25 protein-coding genes are annotated in these 23,636 nt (G+C 58.3%); 16 read left to right on the top strand and 9 right to left on the bottom strand.

The genetic code is table 11. The annotated features are described in order from the left end of the window. Positions 1-48: 48 nt before the first annotated feature. The 3 genes from ALP8811_RS08815 to ALP8811_RS08805 all read right to left on the bottom strand — a co-directional run bounded on the left by ALP8811_RS08815 (position 49) and on the right by ALP8811_RS08805 (position 2,531). Positions 49-351: a hypothetical protein gene (locus ALP8811_RS08815; RefSeq protein WP_108856744.1), complete on the bottom strand. Its 303-nt coding sequence runs from the start codon at positions 349-351 to the stop codon at positions 49-51. Between the two features lie 92 nt (positions 352-443). Further along, positions 444-1,034, bottom strand: a complete 591-nt coding sequence (locus ALP8811_RS08810) for a GNAT family N-acetyltransferase (RefSeq protein ID WP_108856743.1) — start codon at positions 1,032-1,034, stop codon at positions 444-446. A gap of 99 nt (positions 1,035-1,133) precedes the next feature. Next, positions 1,134-2,531 (bottom strand): aminotransferase family protein, encoded by a 1,398-nt coding sequence (locus ALP8811_RS08805; protein ID WP_108856742.1) that lies wholly within the window; start codon positions 2,529-2,531, stop codon positions 1,134-1,136. A 238-nt stretch (positions 2,532-2,769) separates the two neighbouring features. Here ALP8811_RS08805 and ALP8811_RS08800 point away from each other — a divergent pair, with 238 nt between their 5' ends. Then, positions 2,770-3,420 carry a GntR family transcriptional regulator gene (locus ALP8811_RS08800; RefSeq protein WP_108856741.1) on the top strand — a complete coding sequence of 217 codons (651 nt, stop codon included), beginning with the start codon at positions 2,770-2,772 and terminating at the stop codon, positions 3,418-3,420. Here the strand turns inward: ALP8811_RS08800 and ALP8811_RS08795 are convergent. Beyond that, positions 3,417-4,130, bottom strand: a complete 714-nt coding sequence (locus ALP8811_RS08795) for a type 1 glutamine amidotransferase (protein ID WP_108856740.1) — start codon at positions 4,128-4,130, stop codon at positions 3,417-3,419. The two genes, ALP8811_RS08800 and ALP8811_RS08795, sit on opposite strands and share 4 nt — an antisense overlap. Before the next feature lie 86 nt (positions 4,131-4,216). Between ALP8811_RS08795 and ALP8811_RS08790 the strand changes: the two genes are divergently transcribed. The 4 genes from ALP8811_RS08790 to ALP8811_RS08775 are packed head-to-tail and all read left to right on the top strand — an operon-like array spanning position 4,217 to position 7,566. Further along, positions 4,217-5,476 (top strand): cytochrome P450, encoded by a 1,260-nt coding sequence (locus ALP8811_RS08790; protein WP_108856739.1) that lies wholly within the window; start codon positions 4,217-4,219, stop codon positions 5,474-5,476. A gap of 41 nt (positions 5,477-5,517) precedes the next feature. Next, entirely contained in the window at positions 5,518-6,807 is a 1,290-nt protein-coding gene (locus tag ALP8811_RS08785; protein WP_108856738.1) for a type I glutamate--ammonia ligase, read from the top strand. Positions 6,808-6,832: 25 nt separating this feature from the next. Further along, on the top strand, positions 6,833-7,144 hold the full coding sequence (locus ALP8811_RS08780; protein WP_108856737.1) for a 2Fe-2S iron-sulfur cluster-binding protein: 312 nt from the start codon (positions 6,833-6,835) through the stop codon (positions 7,142-7,144). A 53-nt stretch (positions 7,145-7,197) separates the two neighbouring features. Then, the gene (locus ALP8811_RS08775) at positions 7,198-7,566 is read left to right on the top strand and encodes a VOC family protein (RefSeq protein ID WP_108856736.1); all 369 of its coding nucleotides are present in this window, start codon (positions 7,198-7,200) and stop codon (positions 7,564-7,566) included. A gap of 45 nt (positions 7,567-7,611) precedes the next feature. Here ALP8811_RS08775 and ALP8811_RS08770 read toward each other — a convergent pair whose 3' ends face one another. Next, a complete protein-coding gene (locus ALP8811_RS08770) occupies positions 7,612-8,964 on the bottom strand; it encodes an aspartate aminotransferase family protein (RefSeq protein ID WP_108856735.1) in 1,353 nt (450 codons plus the stop codon). Then, entirely contained in the window at positions 8,961-9,767 is an 807-nt protein-coding gene (locus tag ALP8811_RS08765; RefSeq protein ID WP_108856734.1) for an IclR family transcriptional regulator, read from the bottom strand. The genes ALP8811_RS08770 and ALP8811_RS08765 overlap by 4 nt, the downstream gene beginning before the upstream one ends. Before the next feature lie 176 nt (positions 9,768-9,943). Here ALP8811_RS08765 and ALP8811_RS08760 point away from each other — a divergent pair, with 176 nt between their 5' ends. The 8 genes from ALP8811_RS08760 to ALP8811_RS08725 all read left to right on the top strand — a co-directional run bounded on the left by ALP8811_RS08760 (position 9,944) and on the right by ALP8811_RS08725 (position 17,246). Then, positions 9,944-10,885 carry a tripartite tricarboxylate transporter substrate-binding protein gene (locus ALP8811_RS08760; RefSeq protein WP_108856733.1) on the top strand — a complete coding sequence of 314 codons (942 nt, stop codon included), beginning with the start codon at positions 9,944-9,946 and terminating at the stop codon, positions 10,883-10,885. Between the two features lie 79 nt (positions 10,886-10,964). After that, complete coding sequence (locus tag ALP8811_RS08755) at positions 10,965-11,654, top strand: hypothetical protein (protein ID WP_108856732.1); 690 nt, start codon at positions 10,965-10,967, stop codon at positions 11,652-11,654. A 7-nt stretch (positions 11,655-11,661) separates the two neighbouring features. Continuing rightward, on the top strand, positions 11,662-13,302 hold the full coding sequence (locus ALP8811_RS08750; RefSeq protein ID WP_108856731.1) for a tripartite tricarboxylate transporter permease: 1,641 nt from the start codon (positions 11,662-11,664) through the stop codon (positions 13,300-13,302). Then, entirely contained in the window at positions 13,185-14,651 is a 1,467-nt protein-coding gene (locus ALP8811_RS08745) for an aldehyde dehydrogenase (protein WP_146184023.1), read from the top strand. The genes ALP8811_RS08750 and ALP8811_RS08745 overlap by 118 nt, the downstream gene beginning before the upstream one ends. Further along, positions 14,648-15,880, top strand: a complete 1,233-nt coding sequence (locus ALP8811_RS08740) for a Tm-1-like ATP-binding domain-containing protein (protein WP_108856730.1) — start codon at positions 14,648-14,650, stop codon at positions 15,878-15,880. The genes ALP8811_RS08745 and ALP8811_RS08740 overlap by 4 nt, the downstream gene beginning before the upstream one ends. Positions 15,881-15,954: 74 nt before the next feature. Continuing rightward, entirely contained in the window at positions 15,955-16,401 is a 447-nt protein-coding gene (locus tag ALP8811_RS08735) for a 5-carboxymethyl-2-hydroxymuconate Delta-isomerase (RefSeq protein ID WP_108856729.1), read from the top strand. Then, positions 16,352-16,777 carry a homoprotocatechuate degradation operon regulator HpaR gene (hpaR, locus tag ALP8811_RS08730; RefSeq protein WP_181363724.1) on the top strand — a complete coding sequence of 142 codons (426 nt, stop codon included), beginning with the start codon at positions 16,352-16,354 and terminating at the stop codon, positions 16,775-16,777. The genes ALP8811_RS08735 and hpaR overlap by 50 nt, the downstream gene beginning before the upstream one ends. 79 nt (positions 16,778-16,856) lie before the next feature. Continuing rightward, positions 16,857-17,246, top strand: a complete 390-nt coding sequence (locus ALP8811_RS08725; protein ID WP_108856727.1) for an acyl-CoA thioesterase — start codon at positions 16,857-16,859, stop codon at positions 17,244-17,246. Here the strand turns inward: ALP8811_RS08725 and ALP8811_RS08720 are convergent. After that, entirely contained in the window at positions 17,243-17,734 is a 492-nt protein-coding gene (locus ALP8811_RS08720; protein ID WP_108856726.1) for a histidine phosphatase family protein, read from the bottom strand. The two genes, ALP8811_RS08725 and ALP8811_RS08720, sit on opposite strands and share 4 nt — an antisense overlap. Positions 17,735-17,885: 151 nt before the next feature. Here ALP8811_RS08720 and ALP8811_RS08715 point away from each other — a divergent pair, with 151 nt between their 5' ends. Further along, the gene (locus tag ALP8811_RS08715; protein ID WP_108856725.1) at positions 17,886-18,776 is read left to right on the top strand and encodes an RNA helicase; all 891 of its coding nucleotides are present in this window, start codon (positions 17,886-17,888) and stop codon (positions 18,774-18,776) included. A 56-nt stretch (positions 18,777-18,832) separates the two neighbouring features. On the opposite strand, the gene ettA is transcribed toward ALP8811_RS08715, so the two are convergent. Next, positions 18,833-20,488, bottom strand: a complete 1,656-nt coding sequence (gene ettA / locus ALP8811_RS08710) for an energy-dependent translational throttle protein EttA (RefSeq protein WP_108856724.1) — start codon at positions 20,486-20,488, stop codon at positions 18,833-18,835. A gap of 140 nt (positions 20,489-20,628) precedes the next feature. Here ettA and ALP8811_RS08705 point away from each other — a divergent pair, with 140 nt between their 5' ends. Then, a complete protein-coding gene (locus tag ALP8811_RS08705; RefSeq protein ID WP_108856723.1) occupies positions 20,629-21,225 on the top strand; it encodes a nicotinate-nucleotide adenylyltransferase in 597 nt (198 codons plus the stop codon). A gap of 74 nt (positions 21,226-21,299) precedes the next feature. Next, a complete protein-coding gene (gene dacB, locus ALP8811_RS08700) occupies positions 21,300-22,784 on the top strand; it encodes a D-alanyl-D-alanine carboxypeptidase/D-alanyl-D-alanine endopeptidase (RefSeq protein ID WP_108856722.1) in 1,485 nt (494 codons plus the stop codon). 48 nt (positions 22,785-22,832) lie between these two features. Here the strand turns inward: dacB and ALP8811_RS08695 are convergent, their stop codons facing one another. Then, the gene (locus ALP8811_RS08695; RefSeq protein WP_108856721.1) at positions 22,833-23,531 is read right to left on the bottom strand and encodes a glutathione binding-like protein; all 699 of its coding nucleotides are present in this window, start codon (positions 23,529-23,531) and stop codon (positions 22,833-22,835) included. Positions 23,532-23,636 lie beyond the last annotated feature (105 nt).

The following is a 23,636-nucleotide window of genomic DNA, read 5'->3' as shown; positions in this document are numbered from 1 at the left end:
ACCTTATATTGGACTTAGTTGGGGTGCAATCTGGATATATTCAACTTCTTAGCGATTTGACGAAATCCAGGCCGACATCAGGCCCGCATCGCGAAAGCACTCATCCGGGACCGAGCGGCGTTTTGCCCGTGCGATACGCTCGGCAAAGGCCACCTGTTTCGAGGTCGCCCGTGTGTCACGCGGTTGTGCAGTGCGGGCCTTAAGGCGGGCTTGGTGTTCTCCAATCCAGCCCGACAGGGCGGCGCGGTCTTGCGCCACATCCGCAGGGATTGCCGCGCCCAGTTTCGACGCAATTGCGCGGGCATAGTCCGTTTGTTTTGGCGTCGGGGGTAGGCTTAGGGGCTGGGCCATGGCGCGTTCCTTTGTTCCAATCACATGAGAACAAATATAGAACAAAATGGTTAATTGTCCAGCCCCCGAGGGTCACGTGTTGGTGACACCCCTTATTTTCTGGGCTTCTCAAGCCGCCATGTCAGGTTTGCCCGGACAGCAGGCCATTCCGATGCGATGATCGAATACACCGCCGTGTCGCGCAGCACACCGTTGCCCTGATCCATATGGCTGCGCAAAACACCGTCCAGTTTCGCCCCGAGGCGTTCAATAGCTGCCCGGCTTTGATGGTTCATGAAATGGGTGCGGAACTCGACCGCGATACAGCCCAGATCGTCAAAGGCATGGGATAGCAAAAGCCGCTTGGCTTCGGTGTTCAATGGGCCGCGCTGGACAGAGGAGCGATACCAAGTCGATCCGATCTCGACCCGTTTGTTGGCGGCGTCGATGTTCATGTAGGTCGTCATGCCAACGGGTGTGCCGTCCGGGGTCATAACGCAGAATGGCAGCATCGCACCGGCCTTTTGCAGAGACAGGCGGCGATTGATTTCGTCCTCCATATCCGCAGGCTTGGGGATCCACGTGTACCAAAGACGGTGCAATTCTCCGTCAGCGCTGGCCTTTTTCAACGCGGGCGCGTGGTCCAAGCTGAGCGGTGCGAGTGTAACGTGATCGCCAGTAAGGGTGACGGGGGCTGGCCACATGATGCAGGTCCTTTCATTGTGCCTGATCGACATGCAAAAAAGGTGGCCCTGTTTCCAGAGCCACCTTTTGATTTTTTGACCAGTCCAATTTTTGTGGGATTAGCCAAACACCTTGGTCAGGGCGTTGTCGACGGCTTCGCAGATCCGGTCGATATCCTGCTCGGTTGCGATCAGGGCCGGGCTAAAGCACAGCGTGTTGTTGCGCCCAGGCAGCGAGCGGTTGGTCGCGCCGATGATCACGCCTTGTGCGCCACAATCAGCAACTACGGCGCCGACTTCGGCTTCCGTAACCGGTTCTTTGGTCTCGCGGTCTTTGACCAGCTCGGCACCAAGGAACAGACCCTTGCCGCGCACGTCGCCGATGACGGCGTGTTTTTCGGCCAGCGCGTTCAGGTTGGCCAACATGCGTTCGCCCATCTTGGTGGTGTTTTCCAGAAGGCCTTCGTCTTCGATGATGCGCAGGTTTTCCAGCGCCGCAACAGGGCCGGCGGTGCAGCCGCCAAAGGTCGAGATGTCGCGGAAATAGCCCAGCGGATCCGAAGCGTCCTCTTTGAACATGTCAAATACACGCTCGTTGGACACACAGCAGGCAATCGCTGCATAGCCCGAGGCCACGCCTTTCGCCATGGTGACAAAATCAGGCTTGATGCCATAGTGCTGATAGCCGAACCAGGTGCCGGTGCGGCCCAGACCGCAGACAACCTCGTCGATGTGCAGCAGGATGTCGTACTTTTCGCAAATCTCTTGCACGCGCGGCCAGTAGCCTTCGGGCGCTTCGATCACGCCGCCACCGGCGGTGATGGGCTCAAGGCACAGGGCACCAACGGTCTCGGGACCTTCGCGCAGGATGACGTCTTCGATGGCGTCAGCAGCGGCGCGACCGAACTCGGCGCCTGACAGATGCTCCAGACCCAGCTCGTGCTTGCGGTATTCCATGCAGTGCGGCACGCGGATGAAGTCCGGCGCGAAGGGGCCGTATTGCGCGTTGCGCTCGTCCTGACCGCCGGCCGACATGGTTGCCAAGGTCGAGCCGTGATAGTCGCGGTCGCGATACAGGATCTTGGTCTTCTTGCCGCCATAGCGCTTATGCGCAATTTGGCGGATCATTTTGAAGGCCTTCTCGTTGGCTTCCGAACCCGAGTTTGTGATGTAGACGCGGCTCATGCCCGGCATCTTCTCGATCAGTTTTTCCGAGAACAGCGCGCCGGGAATCGACCCTGCCGAAGCAGCAAAGTAGTTCATCTTGACCAGCTGATCACGTACGGCGTCTGCAATGGTTTCGCGGCCATAGCCAACGTTGACAGTCCACACGCCACCGGACACAGCGTCGAGATATTCTTTCCCGTTCTGGTCCCAGACCTTCATGCCTTTGCCTTCGACGATGATGCGCGGATCACCGGTTTCAAAGGGCTTGTGTTGGGTCAGGTGGTGCCAAACGTGGGCCTTATCGGCCTCGACAACGTGGCTGATATCGTTTTCTTTGATTTGACCGTCCATGACGTCCTCCGGTGCTGAAGGTTCCCCGTGCGAAGCGGGCCGTGGGAACAGAGATTCTTTGATCAAATATCTTCTCGGAATTCGAAAACGAAAATAGGGCCAGCCCGCTATTAGGATATGTCCAGAATTCCCGAGCAACCGCGGGTTGGGTGGGGTTCTAAGGTGGTCCGTGCTTGAAATGTAACACAGAAATTCAGCGAAAGCTGGAAATCGCCGCTGGATTTGCTTAACTGCCCACATGGCTGGTCAAACTGAAATCGTTCTGAATGCAATCCTGACGTCAATCGACAGGGGTGAATTATCGCCCGGAGAAACGATCGACGAGAATGCGCTGATCGCGCAGTATGAGGTTTCGCGCACGCCTCTGCGCGAAGCGTTGTTGCGGCTTGAAGCGATGGGGTTGGTCGCGCGCCCGCCGCGCAAGGGCGCAGTGCTGTTCAAGCCTAGCTTTGAAGAGTTTCTGGCCATTCTTGAAGTGAACGCTCAGCTGGAAGGGCAGGCGGCAGGTTTGGCTGCGCGTCGGATTGGGGCCGAGGATGGCGCGTCATTGATGCGAATCGTCGAAGCCTGCGAAGCCCATGCCCGTGACAAGGGGGATGGCGACCCGAATGGGTACTATGCGCTAAACCTCGCGTTCCATAAAACGGTGGCCGAGGCGGCAGGCAATCCGTTCCTTTTGGACATGATCAAGATGAACGGGCGCAAGCTGTTGGCCTACTATCGTGCGCGATATCGCAATCCGGGTGCGATTGCAGAAAGCGCGCGCGAGCATCGCCAGATTGCCGAATTGATCCTTGCCCATGACGCTGAAAAGGCTCGCGCCTTGATGACTGAACACGTCTTGTTTGACAGGGTGACCGTGACGGATCTGCTGGCGGCACTTGGTTAGGATTTGGCCGTTGCTGCGTGTTCGAAGAACCTGACGATCCAATCGGCAAATTGCGGGCCGTTGGCGGGTTTTGAAAGCGTGTCACGGGCGGACGCGATCACCTCGGCGGGCTTTTCTTCTTCCAGTTCGTCGATCAATGCCGCGATGAAGTCTGGTGTCATTTCAGGATGGTTCTGCGTGGTGAAGACATGATCTTCCATGCGAAACCCACCAATCGGGCATCCTTCAGACGTCATAATGTTTGTGGCGCCCTCTGGCATCTGGGTCACCTGCTCGATATGGGCGCCATAGAGCCGGAATTGCTGCGCATCGACCCACGGGGCAGGCGTGCTGATCTCCATCTCAGTTGATCCAAAAACCCAGCCGCCCGGGTTGGTCTCGACTTTACCGCCAAGGGCTTTCGCGATGGCTTGATGCCCGAAACAAGCGCCGAAGAGCGGTTTTCGCAGGTCATGCAGGGTGCGGATCAGGTCTGAAAGCTGCTCTACCCACGCATCAACATCATGGACCGAAGCCGGGCTGCCCGTGATCACGAACCCATCAAAGGCTTCAATGTCTTGCGGGAAATCACCGTCTTTCACGGAAAAGGCCACATAGTCCCAATCCGGGCGCTGATGAGACAGCAGCGCGGTCCACTTCTCGCCGTCCTTTGGGTGTTGGTCGGCAAAGCTGCTGTCATCCGTGTTTGCCATCAGAATTGCGATGCGCATGATTTCGGCCTTTACATATTTAACATGTTCTCTAATATATTTATAGACGCGCTATATACAACAGCAAAAACGCCAGGGAGATGCGCATGACCGTTTGGACCCCACAGGATGATGGATTCGCGGATCTGTCCAGCCACGACACGTTTGTGAATGGCGCACCGCATAACACCTTTGCGCGCCTACGCCGTGAAGACCCGCTGAGTTGGACCGATTGGGACGGGGGCGAAGGCTTCTGGAACGTGGTGCGCCATGCGGACATCACCGAGCTGAACCGGAATTACGAACTGATGTCCTCGGCCCGTGGGATCCGGATGGAGGACCAGACCTACGAGGAATATCTGGCCCGCCGCACCTTTCAGGAAACCGACCCACCCGAGCATATGAAAACCCGTGTGATGGTGGGCAAGGCGTTCTCGCGCCCTGTCGTTGCAGGCTTCGAAGATCAGATCCGCGAGCTGTGCCACCCCATTCTGGACGCTGCTCTTGAGGCTGGCACGTTCGATGCCACGAAGATAATCGCCCGCCAACTGCCGATGATGATGCTGGGTCGGATCATCGGCACGCCCGATGAAGACCTGCCGTGGCTGGTTGAAAAGGGCGATGCGTTGATCGCCAACACCGACCCGGACTTCACCGATCACGTCTTGGACAAGATGCAGACCGATGAATACCGGATGATGCCGTTCAACTCGCCCGCCGGGGCCGAGTTGTTCGACTATGCCAAGCGTCTGATCGAGGAAAAGAACCGCAAGGGCGACACCGATGGTGTTCTGCACATGATTTTGCAGCCGAACCGCGACGGAGACGTGATGCCGGAACAAGAGTTCCGCAACTTCTTCTGTCTGCTTGTGGCCGCTGGCAACGACACAACACGCTACTCGATTGCTGCGGGCATTCAGGCGATGGCGCATCAGCAGGAACTGCTCGGTCAGATGCAAGTGGGCGGGGATATCTGGTCCACCGCGCCGGACGAGATTATCCGCTGGGCCACGCCCGCGCTTTACTTCCGCCGCACCGCCACGCGCGATCATGAAATGCACGGGAAGCTTATCAAGGAAGGCGACAAGGTGCTGTACTGGTGGTCATCCGCCAACCGCGATGAAGAGGTGTTTGACGACCCCAATCGTGTGGACCTGCACCGCAGCCCCAACCGCCATATGTCCTTCGGGCAGGGCGGCCCGCATGTCTGTCTGGGCATGCATCTGGCGCGGCTTGAGGTGCGTGTCTTGTTCGAAGAACTGGCGAAACGCGTGAAAATGGTGGAACCTGCCGGGGACCACAAATTCCTGCGCTCGAATTTCGTGGGCGGGATCAAGGAACTGCCTGTGACAATGCAGGCCAAATAACCCCGAAGGGGACGACCCGGATCACCGGGCAGGGAGAGAACATGAAAGATCGTTTGCGGGCCTTGTGGCTTGATCACCTAAGCATTCTGCGTGGCAAATATCTGCCCGGCTCGAAAATCGGCAACAACGAGACGCGGTTTTGCCGGTCCACTTATGGCGTGCACTACGACAAGGACCTTCTGGACGCGCCCGGCGCGATGATGAAGGAAGGCTTGCCGGATATGGAGCTGCGCTGGCGGGCCGAAGACATCCGCGAAGGGTGGGAGTCCTCGACGCAGATTGTCATTGGTGATCTGTACGATCAGGATGGCGTGCCGTTGGACTTGTGCGGGCGGCAGGCGCTGAAACGTGCAATTGCGGCGTGGGAAGAGCGTGGCTTGACCCCGATGGTGGGAATCGAACTGGAATGCTTTGCCCTGATGGCCAACGAAGTCGGGCGCCTTGTCCCCTATGACGCGCCGGGTGGTGTGGTCTATGGCACCGGGCCGTTCACCGATCCGCTGCGCTTTACCGACGACATCTGGGAACGCGCCGAGAAGCTGGGCTTCAATCTGGAAATGATGACGGGCGAGTATGACAGCCCGCAGTTCGAGTTCACCCTGACCTTTGACGAGGCGCTGAAGCATGTGGACGACATTGTCCTGTTCCGCCAGATGGCACGCGAAGTGGCGCTGGAGCACGGGCTTGTCCTGACGTTCATGCCCAAACCGATTGCCGAGGCTGGCGGATCGGGCATGCATATCAACTATAGCTTCCGGGATCGCTCGGGCGGAAATGCGTTGGACAACGGCCCCGTGGGCGGACCCGAGCATATGAACGATTTGGCACGCGGCTGTATCTCGGGCCTGATGCATCACCACAAGGGGCTGGCGGGGCTGGTCGCGCCAACGACGAATTCCTACCAGCGTTTGCAGCCGGGATCCCTGTCGGGCTATTGGCGCAATTGGGGCGGGGATCACCGCAATGTCACTACGCGAATTTCGGGCGAAGGCGGCGCGAAATCGCGGCTGGAGCACCGGATGGCAGATGCTGCGGCCAACCCCTATACGGCGGTCGCCGCGGTGTTGCAGGCGTCATTGCTGGGGCTAGAAAACAACTATCCGCTTGGTCCGATCGAAGGCGGGGATGGGTTTGATCGCACCGAGGCCAAAGACGGCACGGCAGTGAACCTGAAAGCCGCGATGAAGGATCTTGAAGCCGACACAGTGCTTGGCGATCGCGTTGGCCGTCTGCTGGTCGACAATCACATATTCATGAAGCGCAAAGAGGTCATCAAAACCCGCGATCTGGAAGGTGACGGGCTGCGCGATTTCTATGTGAACTTCATTTAAGGTCTGAAAAGCAAGGAGATAGAAGATGAAAGTAACCTGGGTCTTGCCTGGGGGCGAGGAAGTTATGGCAGATGTCCAGACGGGCGTGAACCTGATGGAAGCCGCCCAAGCCAACAATATTGCGGGCATTCAGGGTGAATGCGGCGGGTCTTTGTCTTGTGCAACGTGCCATGTGCATGTGGACGGTGATTGGCTGTCCAAAACCGGCGAAAAGGGCGACTTTGAAGAGGCGATGCTGGACATGGCGGATGGCGAAGTCACCGATGCCTCGCGCCTGTCTTGCCAGATCGAAGCCTCGGATGAACTGGACGGCATCCGGCTGGTTGTTCCTGTCTGAAGCCAGCGTGAGTGTGACCTGTGCTACACTCGTAGCAAAAGGAGGATCACATCATGCAACTCGGAGCGTTTTCCGTCAGCCTTGGCGTCAAGGACCTGGCCGTTTCACGCGTGTTTTACGAAGCACTTGGCTTTACCGCTTATGCAGGAACCGAGGATCACAACTATCTGATCATGAAAAACGGCGACACGCTGGTGGGGCTGTTTCAGGGGATGTTTGAAGGCGCGATGCTGACCTTCAATCCCGGCTGGGATCAGAACGCTACAAATGTGGACCCGTTTGACGATGTGCGCGCGATCAAGGCGCAGCTTGCGGCGGCTGGGATTGAAGTCGCGCAAGAACAGGGCGGGGCAGAGGGACCGGGCAGCTTCATGGTCACTGATCCCGACGGCTTTCCCATCCTGATCGACCAACATAGATAAAGGCCGCCCGATAGGGGCGGCCTTTGTGTTCGTTTCGTTAGGGATTTAGACGGCAGCGAAACCCGCCTTCAGCGCGGACAGAATGGTCTGCACATCCTCTGACGTCAGCACCAGCGGCGGCGACATGATGACGTTCGGGCCAGAAACGCGCACCATCGCGCCGTTCTGATAGGCGACCTCTTGCAGGGTGCCGATGGTCTTTTTGTCGACGGATGCTTTGGTGGCGCGGTCCGACACAAGTTCCAAGGCACACATCAGCCCGTGGCCCCCACGAACATCTCCGATGATGTCATGTTCGGTGGCCAATTTCTGCAGACCCGCGAACAACTCGGCTCCGCGCGCTGCGGCGTTTTCGTTTACCTTCAGGCGCAGGGTTTCTTCCATACAGGCAACCGCAGCAGCGGCCCCGACGGGGTGACCCGAATAAGTGTAGCCGTGGCCGATAGCGGCGGCGCCCGTGGTGTCTTTCTCGAAGGTTTCAACCACATGGTCAGCGATCATCACTGCGCCAAAGGGGAAGTACCCGTTGGTGATCGCCTTGGCCGTACACATGAAATCAGGCTGGACGCCCCAGTACCGGCTGCCGGTCCAGCCACCGGTGCGGCCAAAAGCTGTGATGACCTCGTCGGCGATCAGCAAGATGCCGTGCTTCGAGCAAATTTCGCGCACACCGGGCATGAAGCTTTCATGGGGCGGGATGACGCCGCCTGCGCCCAGAATGGGCTCCATGATCATGGCAGCGATGGTGTTCGCACCTTGGAACGCGATCTCGTCTTCCATCGCCTGCAAGCACAGTTGCGCCAGACGCTCGGGGTCCGTTTCATTGAATGGGTTGCGATAGGTATACGGCGCGGGGATGTGATAACAGCCGGGCAGAAGCGGTTCGTATTGGGTGCGGAAGTTGGCGTTTCCGTTCACCGACGCGCCGCCCATATGGGTGCCGTGATAACCCTTCTTCAAGCTCAGGAATTTGGTGCGGCCAGCGTCGCCCTTCACCTTGTGATACTGGCGCGCAAGACGCAGAGCGGTCTCAACGCTGTCCGACCCGCCCGAGGTATAAAACGCGCGTGTCAGGCCATCTGGTTCGAAGAAATCACGCAGAAGCTCGGACAGCTCGATCACCTTGTCATTGGTGGTGCCCCGGAAGGTCGAATAATAGGGCAGGGTGTCCAGCTGGGCAGAAATCGCATCCTTGATGGGCTGGTTCGAGAAGCCAAGGTTCACGTTCCACAGACCGCCCACGGCGTCGACGACCTCGTGCCCGTCGACGTCCTTGATCTTCACGCCGGATGCGCCGGTGATGATGGTGGGCGGGTTCTGAAGGCTGTCGGCGGGATGCGCCATCGGATGCCAGAGCGAACGGGCGTTCTTTTCTTTCAGAAAGTTGGAATCTTTCATGTCAGCTCGCTTTCTACAGGAGAGTCTGTTGTTTTGATTTTTGGAAAACTGTCAGGCGGGAAGCCCCCAAGCACGCGCGTCGTGCGCCGGGCTGCAAGGGCAAGTTCGGTTTGGATCGTCGATCTCAGCTCGTCGGTCATACGCGAGACAGGGGCGGCGACGGCCATCGCGCCGATACAATGCGACCCGGCGTCGAAAATTGGCACGGCGTGGGAATAGACATCCCGTTCATAGCCACCGATCGACTGTGCCATTCCGCGTTTGCGAATTTTTGGCAGCAAAGCTTGAATCGCTGCGGGATCGGTGACGGTTTCCGGGGTGCGCGCAATAAGCGGTTTGCTTAGGACGGCGTCGACGAATGGGGTGGGCGAAAAGGCTAAGACGGCCAGACCTGAGCCGGTGGAGTGCAGCTCTAGCACCTCGGCGTCTTCCATCATCACCATCGTGCCGTGCTTGTGCGCATAGCTATAGGTGAGGTTGGACAGAACATCGCCGTTCAACAGCGACATATGTGATGTTTCGCCAGTCAGCTCGCTGAGTTTCGTCAGCTCGGCGAGCGCCAGTTCGCGCATCGGAACGGCCTTCTCACGCAAGGCTGCGAGACGCAGAAAGGCTGGGCCGAGACGATATTCACGCCCCGCACCAATCTGTTCAACGAATCCATGATCCGCCAATTCCCCCATCAGGCGATAGACGGTCGCTTTGTTCATACCCGATAGGCGCGCCAGATCGCTTAGTCCGATCTGAGAGTGGGCGCGGCTGAAATAATTCAGCAATGTCAGAGCTTTGGATGCGGTTCCCATAGGGTCTTCCGGTTGGTTTTTGCCCCTGTCCGCTAGCGGACTGCGCAGTTTTTCGTTCACATGTTCAATGATTTGTTGACAGGAATCACTCCGGTCTGTCAATCTATTTTAAAACCAATGGTTCAAATAATGAACCGGCGACATAAATTTTGATCTGACGAAATAGGGAGACCGTCATGAACACCAAATCCATTCTGGCTGGCGCGCTGGCCGTAACCGCAACCATGGTCGCTGCACCGGCCATGGCCGAATATCCGGAAAAGCCGGTTAGCTTCATCGTGCCGTGGCCTCCGGGTGATCTGGAAGACGTGCTGACCCGCATGATTGCTGAAGACTTTCAAGCGGAATACGGCGTCTCGGCTGCCGTCGTGAACAAACCTGGTGGCGGCGGTGGCCCGTTCCCCGGTGCAATCGACGTGGCAACGGCTCCGGCTGACGGTTACACAATTGGCAGCTTCGTGCCCGCTGTGCCCGTGATCGGCCACGAGATCGGCATCGACGAGCTGGCCCCGGCCAAGTTCGACCCGATCGGCATCTTCCTGACCTATCCCTTCGTGGTCGCGACTTCGGGCAACGCGCCCTACAGCTCTATGGAAGAGCTGGCGGCTTACGCCAAAGAAAACGACGTCGCGCTGGGCCACTTTGGCGACGTGCTGACGCCGACGCAGGTCACCAAGGCCTACGCGAAGAATGCTGGCTTCGAGTGGGGCTCGGACGCGGCGTTTGATGCGCTGGACTGCAACACGCTGGCCTCGGGCGACGCGGACGTTATCAACACCACACTGCAGCTGATCCTACCCTGCCTTGACGATGTGAAAGTCCTAATGGCGGTCACCGACGAGCGTATCAGCCTTGTGCCGGACACGCCCACAATCGGCGAACTGGATGAGATGTTGAATATCGCTCTGTGGAACGGCCTGTTCGTGACCAAAGACACACCGGCCGACGTGCGCGAGAAGATCGCCGCTGTTGCCGCTAAAACAGTGATGAGCGACCGTGCTCAGGCAGTTGCCAAGGAAACCGGTGCACTGGTGTACTGGATGGATGCTGAAGCTTCGGCCGCACGCATCGCTGGCGACCAGGAAACCGGTGCCGTGATCAGCGGGATCCTTGAGTAATCTCATCTAACAAGACCTTTCGCGGGGCTGGCTGTGGCTGGCCCCGTGTGACGCATAAGCCCCCCGGAAAGCGCCCGATATGAGCGACGAAATCACCGAACATCCCGATCGACCTCAGCGTGGTCAGGTGTTGTTTGCAGCCTTGTTTTTGATTTGCGCCACGTTGCTGTTGGCTGCCATTGAAGATCAAACCAAGTGGCTGAAAGGCAAAGACTTCTTCGCGCAACCCCGATTTTGGCCGGCAATCGGTGTCGGCGGCATGGTGCTGTTTACGGCACTGCATTTCTGGCATTTGCCGCGCAAACCCCGCCTCCTTCCGCGCTGGATGCGCGAGGCAGATTGGCTGCAATGGGCTGAAAGCCTGTCATGGGCCGTGCTGGCCATAGGGCTGGCGCTTTGGCTTGGGCCGATTGGTGCGGCCCCCATGGTGTTCCTGGTCGCCATTGTTCGCGTGACATGGCTGTACCAGCACTGGACCGACCGGCGCGAAGCCAAGATCTGGGCGTCCGTCTTTGAATGGGCCGGATGGTTTTTGACGTATGTGCTTCTGGTTCCGCTTATCGGGTATCTGCCGGTCACCATCGCGTTCTCGTTGATCCTGACATGGCGGGTCGGCTACCGCTCGCGTCTTATGATGTGGAGCGCTGCTGTCTTCGCCGTCACGGTTGTTCTGGTCTTCAAAAGCTTCCTTCAAGTGAAGATCCCCGGTGCGGCCATCTATGAATATCTTCCGGGCGCGCTGCGCTCGTTCTTCATCCTGAATTTCTGAGGGCAGCATGGACTTGATATACGATTTCCTTGCGCAAGTGCAGGCCAGTTCCTCGGTTCTGGCCCGTTGGGACGTGGTGCTGGCGCTTCTGGTAGGCTCGGTTGGCGGCGTTCTGATCGGCGCGATCCCCGGGGTTGGCCCGGCTGTGGCCATTGCCATTTTGTTGCCAGCGACGTTCAGCATGGACCCCATTGTGGGGCTGACGGTGCTTTTGGGTATTTACGGCAGTTCGATGTACGGGGGCTCGATCCCCGCAATTCTGATCAACACGCCGGGCACGGCGGTGAATGCGTTGACCACCTACGATGGCTATCCCATGACCACGCGGGGCGAGGCACGGCGCGCACTGTCGCTGGCCTATAGCTCGTCTTTCTTTGGCGGTATATTCTCGGTCGTTTGTCTGATCTTCTTCGCGCCAGTTCTGGCAAAGATCGCCCCCATGTTCGGCTCGCGTGAGATATTTCTGGCAGCCCTTCTGGGCATCATCCTTGTCGTCACGGCGCACCGGAAACACACACTGATTGCCGCCTCAATGGCCTGCTTTGGCATCTGGTTAAACTCCATCGGCCTGCATTCGGCGAGCTATTCCAAGCGCTATACGTTCGACCAAAGCTGGTTGTCCGGCGGGGTGAACCTGATCGTGGTGGTGTTGGGTCTCTTCGCGCTGTCACAGGCCTTTACGCTGTTGCATGGCGACGACGAAAAGGTCCGACTGACCAAGTTGAAGGGCAGTTTCTTTCAGGGCTTTCGCGAGCTAGCGCGCCACCCGCGTATTGCAGGTATTTCGGCCACGTTTGGTGTGGTCATGGGCATGATCCCCGGCGTGGGCGAGTTCACCGCGCAGTTCATGTCCTACACCTACGCGCAGAAATCATCCAAGCGGCCCGAGGATTTCGGCCACGGGTCCAGCGAAGGTCTGATCGCAGCTGAAACCGCCAATAACGCGGTCCCCGGCGCGGCTATGGTGCCACTTCTGGCGCTGGGCATTCCGGGCGAAGCGTTGACGGCGATGATGCTGTCCGTTTTCTATGTGCACAACGTGATCCCCGGCCCGCAGTTGTTCCAGAACGACATGGATTTTGTGGTGGCGCTGTACTTGGCGCTTCTGATCCTGAATGTGCTGGTGGTGATCTTCCTTCTGGTCGCAACGAACCAGCTGATCAAAGTGGTGAAGATCCCCAACCGCTTCCTTGGTGTCTGCATCCTGATCCTCAGCTTCGTCGGGGTCTATAGCCTGCGCAACTCGCTGACGGACTGCATCATCGCCGCCGCGTTCGGTATTTTCGGTTTCATCATGAAACGCATGCAACTGCCCGTCGTGCCCATCGTTCTGGGCATGGTGCTGGGCGGCATCATGGAAGTGAAACTGCGCAGCGCCATGGCGCGCGTGAAGACCCCCTTGGACTTTATCGATCGCCCCATCGCGGCGATCCTGTTTGGAATGATCGTTCTGGTCCTGATCCTGCATTTCCGCCGGGTCTGGCTGGACTATAAGGAAAGAAAGAAAGACGAATGGCAGATCAGTCACGCATCAACGAGCTTTCCCGCCATCCTGTCGCGCCGCAGAAACTATATATTGACGGAGCGTGGCAAGAAGCTGAGGGCGAAGCGCAAGACGTTTTCTCGCCGATTGACGGGCAAAGACTGACCACGATTGAACGGGCTTCGGCTGCGGATGTGGATCGGGCTGTTGCGGCAGCACGTCGTGCCTTTGATGATGGGCGCTGGTCGCGTGCAGCTCCGGCGTACCGCAAGAAGGTGCTGCATAAGCTGGCCGATTTGATCGAGGCCAATGCCCTGGAACTGGCCGTTCTGGGCGTGCGCGACAACGGGACCGAGATTGGGATGGCCCTGAAGGCCGAGCCTGGGTCAGCCGCGGGCACCTTCCGCTATTACGCCGAAGCGTTGGATAAAGTGTATGGCGAGATCGCCCCGACGGCACCGGGTATTCTGGGCCTTGTGCACAAGGAACCCGTGGGCGTCGTGGGCGCGATTGTGCCGTGGAACTTCCCGCTGATGATCGGGTCATGGAAGCTGGCGCCTGCGCTGGCAGCCGGGAACTCGGTGGTGTTGAAACCGGCAGAAACCGCGTCATTGTCGCTGCTGAAGCTTGCTGAATTGGCCGCCGAAGCAGGGCTGCCCGATGGTGTGTTGAACGTCGTCACCGGGGCGGGGTCCGTCACGGGCGAGGCGCTGGCCATGTCCATGGACGTGGACGTTCTAGTCTTCACCGGGTCCGGTGGGGTGGGGCGTCGACTGCTGGAATACTCGGCCCGGTCGAACTTGAAGCGCTGTTATCTGGAGTTGGGCGGGAAATCCCCCAATGTGGTCTTCGCAGATGCCCCGGATTTGGAACAGGCCGCCAAGGTCTCGGCAGCAGGCATCTTCCGCAATGCGGGTCAGGTTTGCGTGGCGGGGTCTCGGTTGTTGGTTGAAGAGAGCATCCACGATGAGTTCGTCGAGGCGCTGTCGCGTCACGCCGCCGCGATGAAAGTCGGCAATCCGCTGGACCTGACCACCAACATCGGTGCGGTGAACAACCTGACCCAATTGGAAGGCAACCTGAACTTCGTGACGAAAGCCATCGAAGAGGGCGCAGAGATTGCATTGGGGGGCTCGCGGATCATGCAAGACACGGGGGGCTATTTCATGGAGCCGACCGTGCTGAAAGGTGTGAAGCCCGAACACAATGTGGCCCAGAACGAGGTCTTCGGTCCGGTTCTGGCCGTGACACCGTTCGCTTCGGATGAAGACGCCGTTGCCATAGCTAATTCGACGAAATTTGGTTTGGCCGCAGGGGTTTGGACGTCGAACCTCAGCCGCGCGCACAACATGGTGCGAAACATTCAGGCGGGCGTTGTACACGTGAATACCTATGGTGGCCCCGACGGAACGGTGCCCTTGGGCGGCGTCAAACAATCGGGCAACGGGCACGACAAATCGATGCACGCGTTCGACAAGTATTTCGACCTCAAGACAGCATGGATGCAACTATGAGCGACAAGACAATTCTGGTTGTCGGGACCTATGACACCAAAGATGAAGAGCTGAACTATATTGCCGACGTGATCCGCGAACAGGGTGGCGCTGTTGCCACGATGGACATCTCGGTTCTGGGCGATCCCAGCGCCCCGTGTGACTACTCGAAGCATGACGTGGCCGAGGCGGGTGGGTCGTCCATTCAAGCCGCCATCGACAGCGGCGACGAGAACACAGCCATGCAGATCATGGCGCAGGGCTCGGCGGCTTTGGCGTTGAAACTTTACCGCGAAGGCGTGTTTGACGGGTTGATCGTGCTGGGCGGCACGATGGGCACGGATGCCGCGCTGGACCTGTGTCAGGCGCTGCCGATTGGGGTTCCGAAATACGTGGTCTCGACCGTCAGCTTCTCGCCCCTGATCCCGCCGGAACGTCTGCCTGCGGACGTGCAGATGATCCTTTGGGCGGGTGGACTTTACGGGCTGAACTCGATCTGCAAGGCGTCGCTGTCGCAAGCGGCAGGAGCCGTGCTGGGTGCAGCCCGCGCGGTCGAAAAACCAGACTTCCAAAAACCACTGATCGGCATGACCAGCTTCGGGAAAACCGTGTTGCGCTACATGGTCAGCCTGAAACCGGCACTGGAGGAGCGCGGGTACGAGGTTGCTGTTTTCCACGCCACCGGCATGGGTGGTCGTGCGTTCGAAAGCCTCGCGGGAGAGTGCGCTTTCGCCGCCGTTTTGGACTTCGCCCCGCAAGAGCTGGGCAATCATATCATGGGATCTACAATCTCTGCCGGGCCGGACCGGATGACCAATGCAGGCGCGTCCGGAACGCCGCAGATGGTGTCGATCGGTTGCTATGATCTGGTCGATTTCATCGGCTGGCAGGATGTACCGCCGAAACTGGCGGGGCAGGAGGTGCATGCACACAACCGGCTTCTGTCCTCGGTCATGATGACCCCCGATCAGCGGCGCGAAATGGCGCAGGCCATGTGCACCCAGCTTGCTGGCGCAAAAGGCCCGGTGAACCTGATCCTGCCGCTTGAAGGCGGTAATGAATGGGACCGTCCCGGAGGTCCGCTGCACGACGCAGATGGACTTTCCGCTTTCATCGACGAGATCCGCGCCCATTGTCCAGACAACGTGACGCTGATCGAGTTGGACAGCCACATCAACGACGCGGAATTTTCGGATCGTGTGCTGGCCGAGTTCGATGCGTGGGTTACGGCGGGTGTCGTCACCACCTGAGACAACTTGTTGCACCTGCAATGATTTGCAATTTAGAAGCGATGGGTATTTACTACCAGTGTTAAGGAGTGAACATGCCACACCTGTCTTTCGAATTCAGCAACGGGTTGAGCCAACTGGCAAACTTGCCGGGCCTTGCCGAAACCATGCGCACCACACTGGTCGCCACCGGGAAATGTCCCATTGGCGGTATCCGTGTCCGCGGGTTTGAAGCTGACATCGACGCCATCGGCGATGGGGCAGGCGGGTATCACTTCCTGGATATGATCCTCAGACTAGGGCAGGGACGGGACGAGGCTACGCGCGAGGCCATCGCCGACACCCTTTACAGCGCGGTTGAGGACGCGCTGCGCCCGCAGATGGGCGACACGCCCTTCATTCTCAGTCTCGAGGTTCAGGAAATCGAAACCCGCTTCAGCCGTAAAGGTTGGAGCACGATCCACGCGGCCATCCGCGAAAGGACTGACAATGATGAAGAAACTCGATCGCGCGCTGCCTCTGGCTCTGCTTCACGCTCGTGAGGCGACCCTCAAACCCTTCCGTCAGGAACTCGATGATATCGGCCTGACCGTACAGCAATGGCGCGTCATCCGGGTGCTGGCCGAAGGCAAAGCCTGCTGCGCCACTGAGCTGGCTGAACGGTGCGTCCTGATGCCCCCCAGCCTGTCACGCATCCTGAAAACGCTGACGGAACGCGGGCTGATCGAACGGATTGAAGACACCGACGCCCGCCGCCGCCGCGTACAGATCACAGAAGTGGGCCGCGAGAAATACAGCGCCATGTCGCAGAAGGCTGCCGGGATTTATGAAGACCTGGAAGAAAAGTTCGGAACCGATAAAATGGAAACGCTTCTGGATCTTCTGAACGAGCTTTATAACGTCGCCCGTGCGGCCTGACCCAGGAATAACGTAAGGGCGTCCTTGCGCAGGGACTTGGTGCGGCTTACCCATGGGTAAGCAATGAACGAGGCTTTTCATGTCCGACACCCAATCCGCCCCCGAAGGCGACATCATCCTGCGCACACTTGCCATGCCAAAGGACACCAACGTGGCCGGAGACATCTTCGGCGGTTGGGTGCTGTCCCAAATGGACATCGCGGGCGGCGTGCTGGCGGCGGAATACGCTGGCGGACGCGTGGCAACCGTGGCGGTGGACGCGATGAAGTTCATCTCTCCGGTCAAAGTGGGTGACGTGCTGTGCCTTTATGGCGAGGTCACGAAGGTCGGGCGCACGTCGATGGCGATCACGCTGGAAGCGTGGTCGGAACGTGACCGTGGCCGGTCCAAGCACAAAGTGACCGAGGGCGTGTTCGTCTTCGTCTCACTGGATGATGATGGCAATCCGGTACCGGTGGAGAAAGACTAGACCGCCGGCCCGTGCTGGCGCCGGTCGATCCGCAACATGCCGAAGCGGTTGGCCGTCACGGTGAACAGGTCGCCGTAGTTCAGCGGCGGCTCTCCGCCTGCGCCCAAGGCTTCCCAGATTTCGCGCAAGTTGCCCTTGTTGCCGACCCAGACCACGGTTCTTCCGGCGGATTCGTTGATGAGGCGTGTCGCCATTCCATTGGCGGGCAGCCGGTTGATCGGCAAATCGCGGTCCGTGGCCAAAGGCTGCGCCGTGTCCAGATTGCGCTGCACACTGGGTGCATAGATCGCGTCGACATGGATCCCGTCCAGCGCGCCCACCAAAGCCTGCGCCCGCGCGCGTCCTGTGACATTCAGGTTCGGACCTGTGCGGTCGCCATGCCGAACCATGATCAGCGTTGTGTTCGGAGCAAGCCCGAGCACTCCCGGTCGTGCACATGCCATCAAAACCCCAGCGCCCATCAGCGCAAGAAAACCCCTTCTTTTCATAATGTTTCCCCTCTTCTTAATAGGGGAAGCTTAGCAAGGGGTGGGGGATGAGGCTAGGTTTTGGGGCGGCGGATAGTTGAGCTCAACTTATTGAATATGTTGACGAGGGGCGCTACAACGCTGAGTGGAGATGGTTGCAGGGGAGTGAATTATGGCCAAACGAACAACTGCTGAAAGCAGAAAAATCGACGAGAAGAAGAAGCCGATTTGCGGTATTGTAATGCCGATCTCAGATATCGATGGTTGTTCCCCCCACCACTGGGCCGAAGTGCTTGGTATTGTAAAAGAGGCAGCGGATTCTGCAGGATTCGATGCCGAGCTAGTCAGCGAATCTGATGATGTAGGCGTCATTCAGCAGCGTATTGTGCAGAATCTTTACGATGCGGATATCGTTGTGTGCGATGTTAGTGCAAAGAACGCAAATGTTATGTTCGAACTGGGTTTAAGGCTCGCCTTTGACAAGCCAGCAATTGTTCTCAAGGATGACAAGACGACCTACAGTTTCGATACTTCGCCCATCGAGCACCTAGAGTATCGCCGAGACCTTAGATACAACGATGTTCTCGCATTCAAAGAGAAGCTATCACAGAAGATGATAGCAACTTTTGAAAAGTCATCTGATCCAGAGTACACCACCTTCCTTAAGCACTTTGGGAAGTTCAAAGTTGCTGGTTTGGATACCACAGAGGTTACTGAAAAGGAATTCTGGGCAAGTGAGTTTAATAGTCTCCGTGGTCAGTTGCGAAGACTTGAGAATCAAATTGCGATGCCGAGGCTCTCAACAAGAAACGCGCTGGCACGAAGTAGCTTCTCGCCAAATGCTCCATCACGAACTGAAATCGCCCAGATGCTAGTCCAAGGGCTTGATAGCGGAGCTATTAACCGCACAAAACTTGAGAATGACCATTTGTCTGCGATTGACTATCTAGTTGAACAAGATTCAAGATTTGTGACTAAGTTCAAACATTCGTCGCAGCTCGCGGAAATGATCAGCGAAGAGGTTAAGTTTGTTCTGCGAAATCACCAAGACGATGGTGACTAACCATCTAGCGCTGTAGTCGAGTTTGAATAGCAACGGCCCCCGAAGGGGCCGCTCTCTTATCTCGTAAACTTCTTATGCTTCAGACGCTTAGGCTCCAGCGCGTCCGGTCCCAGCCGGCGCTTCTTGTCCTCTTCGTAGTCCTCGAAATTGCCTTCGAACCACTCCACATGGGCGTCGCCTTCGAAGGCCAGGATGTGGGTACAGATGCGGTCAAGGAAGAAGCGGTCGTGCGAGATGACGACGGCGCAGCCGGCGAAGTCCACCAGTGCGTCTTCGAGGGCGCGCAGGGTCTCCACGTCCAAGTCGTTGGTCGGTTCGTCGAGGAGGAGCACATTGCCGCCCTCTTTCAACAGGCGTGCCATGTGCACGCGGTTGCGCTCACCACCTGACAGCAGGTTCAGCTTTTTCTGCTGATCGCCACCCTTGAAGTTGAAGCTAGAACAATATGCGCGGGAGTTCACCTGCGCGTCGCCCAGTTCGATGATCTCGGCCCCGCCGGAAATGGCTTCCCAGACGGTCTCGTTCGCGTTCAGGTCATCGCGGGACTGGTCGACATAGGACAGTTTCACGGTGTCGCCCAGTTCCACGGTGCCCTCATCAGGTTGTTCCTGACCGGTGAGCATCTTGAACAGCGTCGATTTACCCGCGCCGTTCGGACCGATCACGCCGACGATGCCGCCGGGGGGCAACGAGAAGTCGAGGTTCTCGATCAGCAGCTTGTCACCCATGTGTTTCTTCAGGCCTTCGACCTCGATCACCTTGCCACCCAGACGGGGGCCGTTGGGAATGACGATCTGCGCACGGCCGACTTTGTCACGCTCGGACTGGCCTGCCATCTCGTTATAGGCGGCGATACGGGCCTTGGATTTAGCCTGACGGGCTTTCTGGCCCTGCTGCATCCATTCCAATTCGCGTTCGAGCGTTTTCTGCTTGGATTTGTCTTCGCGCGCTTCCTGCGACAGGCGTTTGGCCTTCTGTTCCAGCCACGCCGAGTAGTTGCCTTCGTAGGGAATGCCCGAGCCACGGTCGAGTTCAAGGATCCAGCTGGTAATATCATCCAGGAAGTAACGGTCGTGGGTGACGATCAGGATGGTGCCTTTGTAGTCGATCAGGTGCTGTTGCAGCCACGCGATGGTTTCCGCGTCCAAGTGGTTGGTCGGTTCGTCGAGCAGCAGCATATCGGGCGCTTCAAGCAGCAGCTTGCACAGCGCAACGCGGCGTTTCTCACCACCCGAGAGCGTTGTGACGTCGGCGTCATCGGGGGGGCAGCGCAGCGCCTCCATCGACACGTCGATCTGCGCATCCAGATCCCAAAGGTTCTGGGCGTCGATCTCGTCCTGCAGCTTGGCCATCTCGTCGGCGGTTTCGTCCGAGTAGTTCATGGCCAATTCGTTATAGCGTTCAAGAATGGCCTTCTTTTCGGCCACGCCCAGCATCACGTTGCCGCGCACATCCATCGATGCGTCCAGCTCGGGCTCCTGCGGAAGATAGCCAACCTTGGCGCCTTCGGCGGCCCATGCCTCGCCCTGAAATTCCTTGTCGATGCCAGCCATGATGCGCATCAGCGTCGATTTACCGGTGCCGTTTACACCGACCACGCCGATTTTCACGCCAGGCAGGAAGCTGAGGCGGATATTTTCAAAGCATTTCTTGCCACCCGGATAGGTCTTTGAGACACCGTCCATGTGGTAGACATATTGATAAGCGGCCATGTGAATGCTCCGTTGAGTGGGCATCTGCCCGTTGTTCCTTTTCGCGCAAGTGATTTGCGCGCATTCCATGCAAATAGCGATTTCGCTGGACGAGGGCAATTGCCGCACGCTAGGGAAGTTGCGGTTTTAGCAGGTGGGCGATGCGTCACGATTTTCCATATGCACGGGCAGGGCAGGTTATTGGCCTATTGGGCGGGTCGTTTGATCCAGCCCATGAAGGGCATGTGCATATCACGCATGAGGCGTTGAAGCGGTTCGGGTTGGATCAGGTCTGGTGGCTTGTGACGCCCGGCAATCCGTTGAAAACGTCGGGTCCGGCGCCTCTTGCGCAACGGGTGTCCCATGCGCAAGCCGTCATGCAGCACCCGCGCGTGAAGATCACGCAGATCGAGGCACACACAGGCACGCGGTATACGGCCGAGACGTTGGAAGCGCTGATCGCGCTCTATCCCGGTGTGCGCTTCGTTTGGCTGATGGGGGCTGATAATTTGGCCGATTTCCATCGGTGGGAACGCTGGGACTGGATCATGTCGAACGTGCCTGTTGGCATCTTGGCCCGTCCGGGGGATCGGGGTGCGGCGCGCATGTCGAAGGCAGCGCGCCGGTTCCGCTCGGCCCGGATCACAGGGCGGGAGGCCGCGAAACTGCGTGTGTCCGAGGCGCCCGCGTGGTCTTTGGTAAATGTGCCGATGCTGGATGTCTCGTCTTCCCAGATCCGGGCACGCGGCGACTGGTAGACCTATCAGAAAGAACATGCCGAGGCGTGGGTTTCTAGCTTGATTGCCCAGAAGTCAGAGGGTTAACTCGCTTCATGACGATCTCTTTCTCAAGACGCGCATTTCTGGCGGGCCTAGGGGCTGGGGCAGGGCTGCCTGCCTTTGCCAACGCCCCCGTCACGTCGCTTTTTCCTGCTCCAAAGCCGGGTGACTACGCCAAAAACGGCCTGCCATCCGCCGATGCCTTGATGGCCGACGCAGGTCTTGGCGGGAAGCTTGGTTTCATGGTGGCGGACGCGCGAAGCGGCGAGGTTCTTGAGGTTCACAACCCCGTTCTACCCTTGCCGCCTGCCAGCGTGGCAAAGGCGATCACCGGGGCGTATGCCCTGTCGACGCTTGGCGGGACGCATCGCTTTCAAACCCGATTGATGGCGACAGGAGCAGTGCAGAGCGGCGTCATTCAGGGGGACCTGATCCTTGTGGGCGGGGCGGACCCGACGCTGGACACGGATGCCCTTTCACAATTGGCGAAAGATCTGCGCGCGAAAGGTGTGACGGGGATCACCGGCAAGTTCCATGTGAACGGTGCGTATCTGCCCTATCAGCGTGTGATCGATCCGGGACAGCCCGATCATTTGGGGTACAATCCGTCCATTTCCGGGCTGAACCTGAACTTCAATCGCGTGCATTTCGAATGGAAGCGAGAAGGGCAGGGCTGGAATGTGGCGATGGACGCCCGGTCGGAAACGCTGCGACCTGCGGTAAAAGTGGCCCGGATGGAGGTTGTTGATCGCAAATCCCCCATTTTCACCTACAAGGATGCAGCAGGCGTCGACAGCTGGACGGTCGCGCGGGCGGCCTTGGGCAAGGGCGGTTCACGCTGGTTGCCGGTTCGGCGGCCTGACATTTATGCGGGCGAGGTCTTTCAGGTTCTGGCGCGCGGGCAGGGAGTGAAACTGCCGCGCCCATTGGCACAAGACGGAGCGCCGATCGGCGAAGTTCTGGTTACGTATTCCTCCGCTCAGGTCACTGAAATTGTGCAAGGAATGCTGAAATACTCGACCAACCTAACAGCCGAAGTCGTGGGCATGGCGGCAAGTGTGGATGTGGGCGGTACACCAGAAGACCTGGCGGGATCAGCGGCGATAATGTCGGACTGGGCGAAACAGGCATTGGGCACCCGTCGTTTGAAGTTTGCCGATCACAGCGGATTGAGCGACCAGTCGATCGTGACTGCAAGAGATATGGTTAAGGCTTTGATTACATTGGGTCCAGACGGGGATCTTGCGCCGCTGTTGAAGACCATCCCACCCAAATCCGAGCTGGTGCCCGGCGGCGGAAGTCACACAATCCGCGCCAAGACGGGCACGCTGAACTTCGTGTCCTCACTGGCGGGATATGTCACTTTGCCAAATGGGCGCGAGCTGGCCTTTGCCATCTTCACTGCTGATATGGAGCGAAGGGAGGCAATTCAGAAAGCGTTCCGGGAACGCCCGCAAGGCGCTCGCGGGTGGAGCCGCAGGTCGCGGCGATTGCAGCACGACCTGATTGCCCGCTGGTCAGTGTTGTTCGGAACATGAAAAAGGGGCCGTGGGGCCCCTTGTGTTGTTTCATATTATTCAGCTTTTTCAGGGCTTCGGCGGCATATCTACGGCGATTTTAGACGCCGGACGATCTGCGCACATGGTGTGCCAACGCAGCACGTTCGAGAAGCTCTCAAGCTCCAGCGCTTCACCCGCATTGTAACCGGTAAACAGTGCGCGGACCCAAGGCCAGATGGCGATGTCTGCGATGGAGTATTCGTCACCGGCCACGACCTCGCGTCCGTCAAGACGGTTGTCCAGAACGCTCAACAGGCGCTTGGCCTCAGTCTGGTAACGTTCCAGCGGGCGTTTGTCCTCGATGTCTTTCCCGCCATAGGCATAGAAGAATCCGAACTGTCCCAACATTGGACCAAATCCGCCCATCTGCCACATCAGCCACTGGATAACTTCGGCGCGTTTCGCTGGGTCAGTGGGAAGGAATTTGCCAGATTTTTCAGCAAGGTAGATCAAAATCGCGCCGGTTTCCCACAGAGGCAGAGGCTTTCCGTCGGGGCCATTGGGGTCAATGATTGCGGGGATCTTGTTGTTGGGGTTCAGCGACAGATACTCGGGCGTGAACTGGTCGCCATCCATGATCGAAACGCGATGCGCCTCGTATGGCAGGCCGGTTTCTTCCAGCATCGCCGAGGCCTTCACGCCGTTTGGTGTCGGCAGAGAGTAGAGTTGGATGACGTCTGGCCGTGTGGCGGGCCAGCGTTTGGTGATTTTAAAATCCTGCAACATGGTTTTCCCCAAGTTTAAATCATTCAAAGAGACGGAAGCCGAGACGCAGTGCTCTTCGAAGTTGCTGCGATGTGACATTGACGCCGGATATGGGCCCGGGTTTGC

This window comes from Aliiroseovarius pelagivivens, from assembly GCF_900302485.1.
GTDB classification, from domain to species: Bacteria; Pseudomonadota; Alphaproteobacteria; order Rhodobacterales; family Rhodobacteraceae; genus Aliiroseovarius; species Aliiroseovarius pelagivivens.
This window is presented reverse-complemented; position numbering and strand designations above follow the sequence as displayed.

Coding starts and splice junctions, on each gene's coding strand:
- ALP8811_RS08815 (WP_108856744.1), bottom strand. CDS start 351: ATGGCCCAGCCCCTAAGCCTACCCCCGACGCCAAAACAAACGGACTAT.
- ALP8811_RS08810 (WP_108856743.1), bottom strand. CDS start 1,034: ATGTGGCCAGCCCCCGTCACCCTTACTGGCGATCACGTTACACTCGCA.
- ALP8811_RS08805 (WP_108856742.1), bottom strand. CDS start 2,531: ATGGACGGTCAAATCAAAGAAAACGATATCAGCCACGTTGTCGAGGCC.
- ALP8811_RS08800 (WP_108856741.1), top strand. CDS start 2,770: ATGGCTGGTCAAACTGAAATCGTTCTGAATGCAATCCTGACGTCAATC.
- ALP8811_RS08795 (WP_108856740.1), bottom strand. CDS start 4,130: ATGCGCATCGCAATTCTGATGGCAAACACGGATGACAGCAGCTTTGCC.
- ALP8811_RS08790 (WP_108856739.1), top strand. CDS start 4,217: ATGACCGTTTGGACCCCACAGGATGATGGATTCGCGGATCTGTCCAGC.
- ALP8811_RS08785 (WP_108856738.1), top strand. CDS start 5,518: ATGAAAGATCGTTTGCGGGCCTTGTGGCTTGATCACCTAAGCATTCTG.
- ALP8811_RS08780 (WP_108856737.1), top strand. CDS start 6,833: ATGAAAGTAACCTGGGTCTTGCCTGGGGGCGAGGAAGTTATGGCAGAT.
- ALP8811_RS08775 (WP_108856736.1), top strand. CDS start 7,198: ATGCAACTCGGAGCGTTTTCCGTCAGCCTTGGCGTCAAGGACCTGGCC.
- ALP8811_RS08770 (WP_108856735.1), bottom strand. CDS start 8,964: ATGAAAGATTCCAACTTTCTGAAAGAAAAGAACGCCCGTTCGCTCTGG.
- ALP8811_RS08765 (WP_108856734.1), bottom strand. CDS start 9,767: ATGGGAACCGCATCCAAAGCTCTGACATTGCTGAATTATTTCAGCCGC.
- ALP8811_RS08760 (WP_108856733.1), top strand. CDS start 9,944: ATGAACACCAAATCCATTCTGGCTGGCGCGCTGGCCGTAACCGCAACC.
- ALP8811_RS08755 (WP_108856732.1), top strand. CDS start 10,965: ATGAGCGACGAAATCACCGAACATCCCGATCGACCTCAGCGTGGTCAG.
- ALP8811_RS08750 (WP_108856731.1), top strand. CDS start 11,662: ATGGACTTGATATACGATTTCCTTGCGCAAGTGCAGGCCAGTTCCTCG.
- ALP8811_RS08740 (WP_108856730.1), top strand. CDS start 14,648: ATGAGCGACAAGACAATTCTGGTTGTCGGGACCTATGACACCAAAGAT.
- ALP8811_RS08735 (WP_108856729.1), top strand. CDS start 15,955: ATGCCACACCTGTCTTTCGAATTCAGCAACGGGTTGAGCCAACTGGCA.
- hpaR (WP_181363724.1), top strand. CDS start 16,352: ATGAAGAAACTCGATCGCGCGCTGCCTCTGGCTCTGCTTCACGCTCGT.
- ALP8811_RS08725 (WP_108856727.1), top strand. CDS start 16,857: ATGTCCGACACCCAATCCGCCCCCGAAGGCGACATCATCCTGCGCACA.
- ALP8811_RS08720 (WP_108856726.1), bottom strand. CDS start 17,734: ATGAAAAGAAGGGGTTTTCTTGCGCTGATGGGCGCTGGGGTTTTGATG.
- ALP8811_RS08715 (WP_108856725.1), top strand. CDS start 17,886: ATGGCCAAACGAACAACTGCTGAAAGCAGAAAAATCGACGAGAAGAAG.
- ettA (WP_108856724.1), bottom strand. CDS start 20,488: ATGGCCGCTTATCAATATGTCTACCACATGGACGGTGTCTCAAAGACC.
- ALP8811_RS08705 (WP_108856723.1), top strand. CDS start 20,629: ATGCGTCACGATTTTCCATATGCACGGGCAGGGCAGGTTATTGGCCTA.
- dacB (WP_108856722.1), top strand. CDS start 21,300: ATGACGATCTCTTTCTCAAGACGCGCATTTCTGGCGGGCCTAGGGGCT.
- ALP8811_RS08695 (WP_108856721.1), bottom strand. CDS start 23,531: ATGTTGCAGGATTTTAAAATCACCAAACGCTGGCCCGCCACACGGCCA.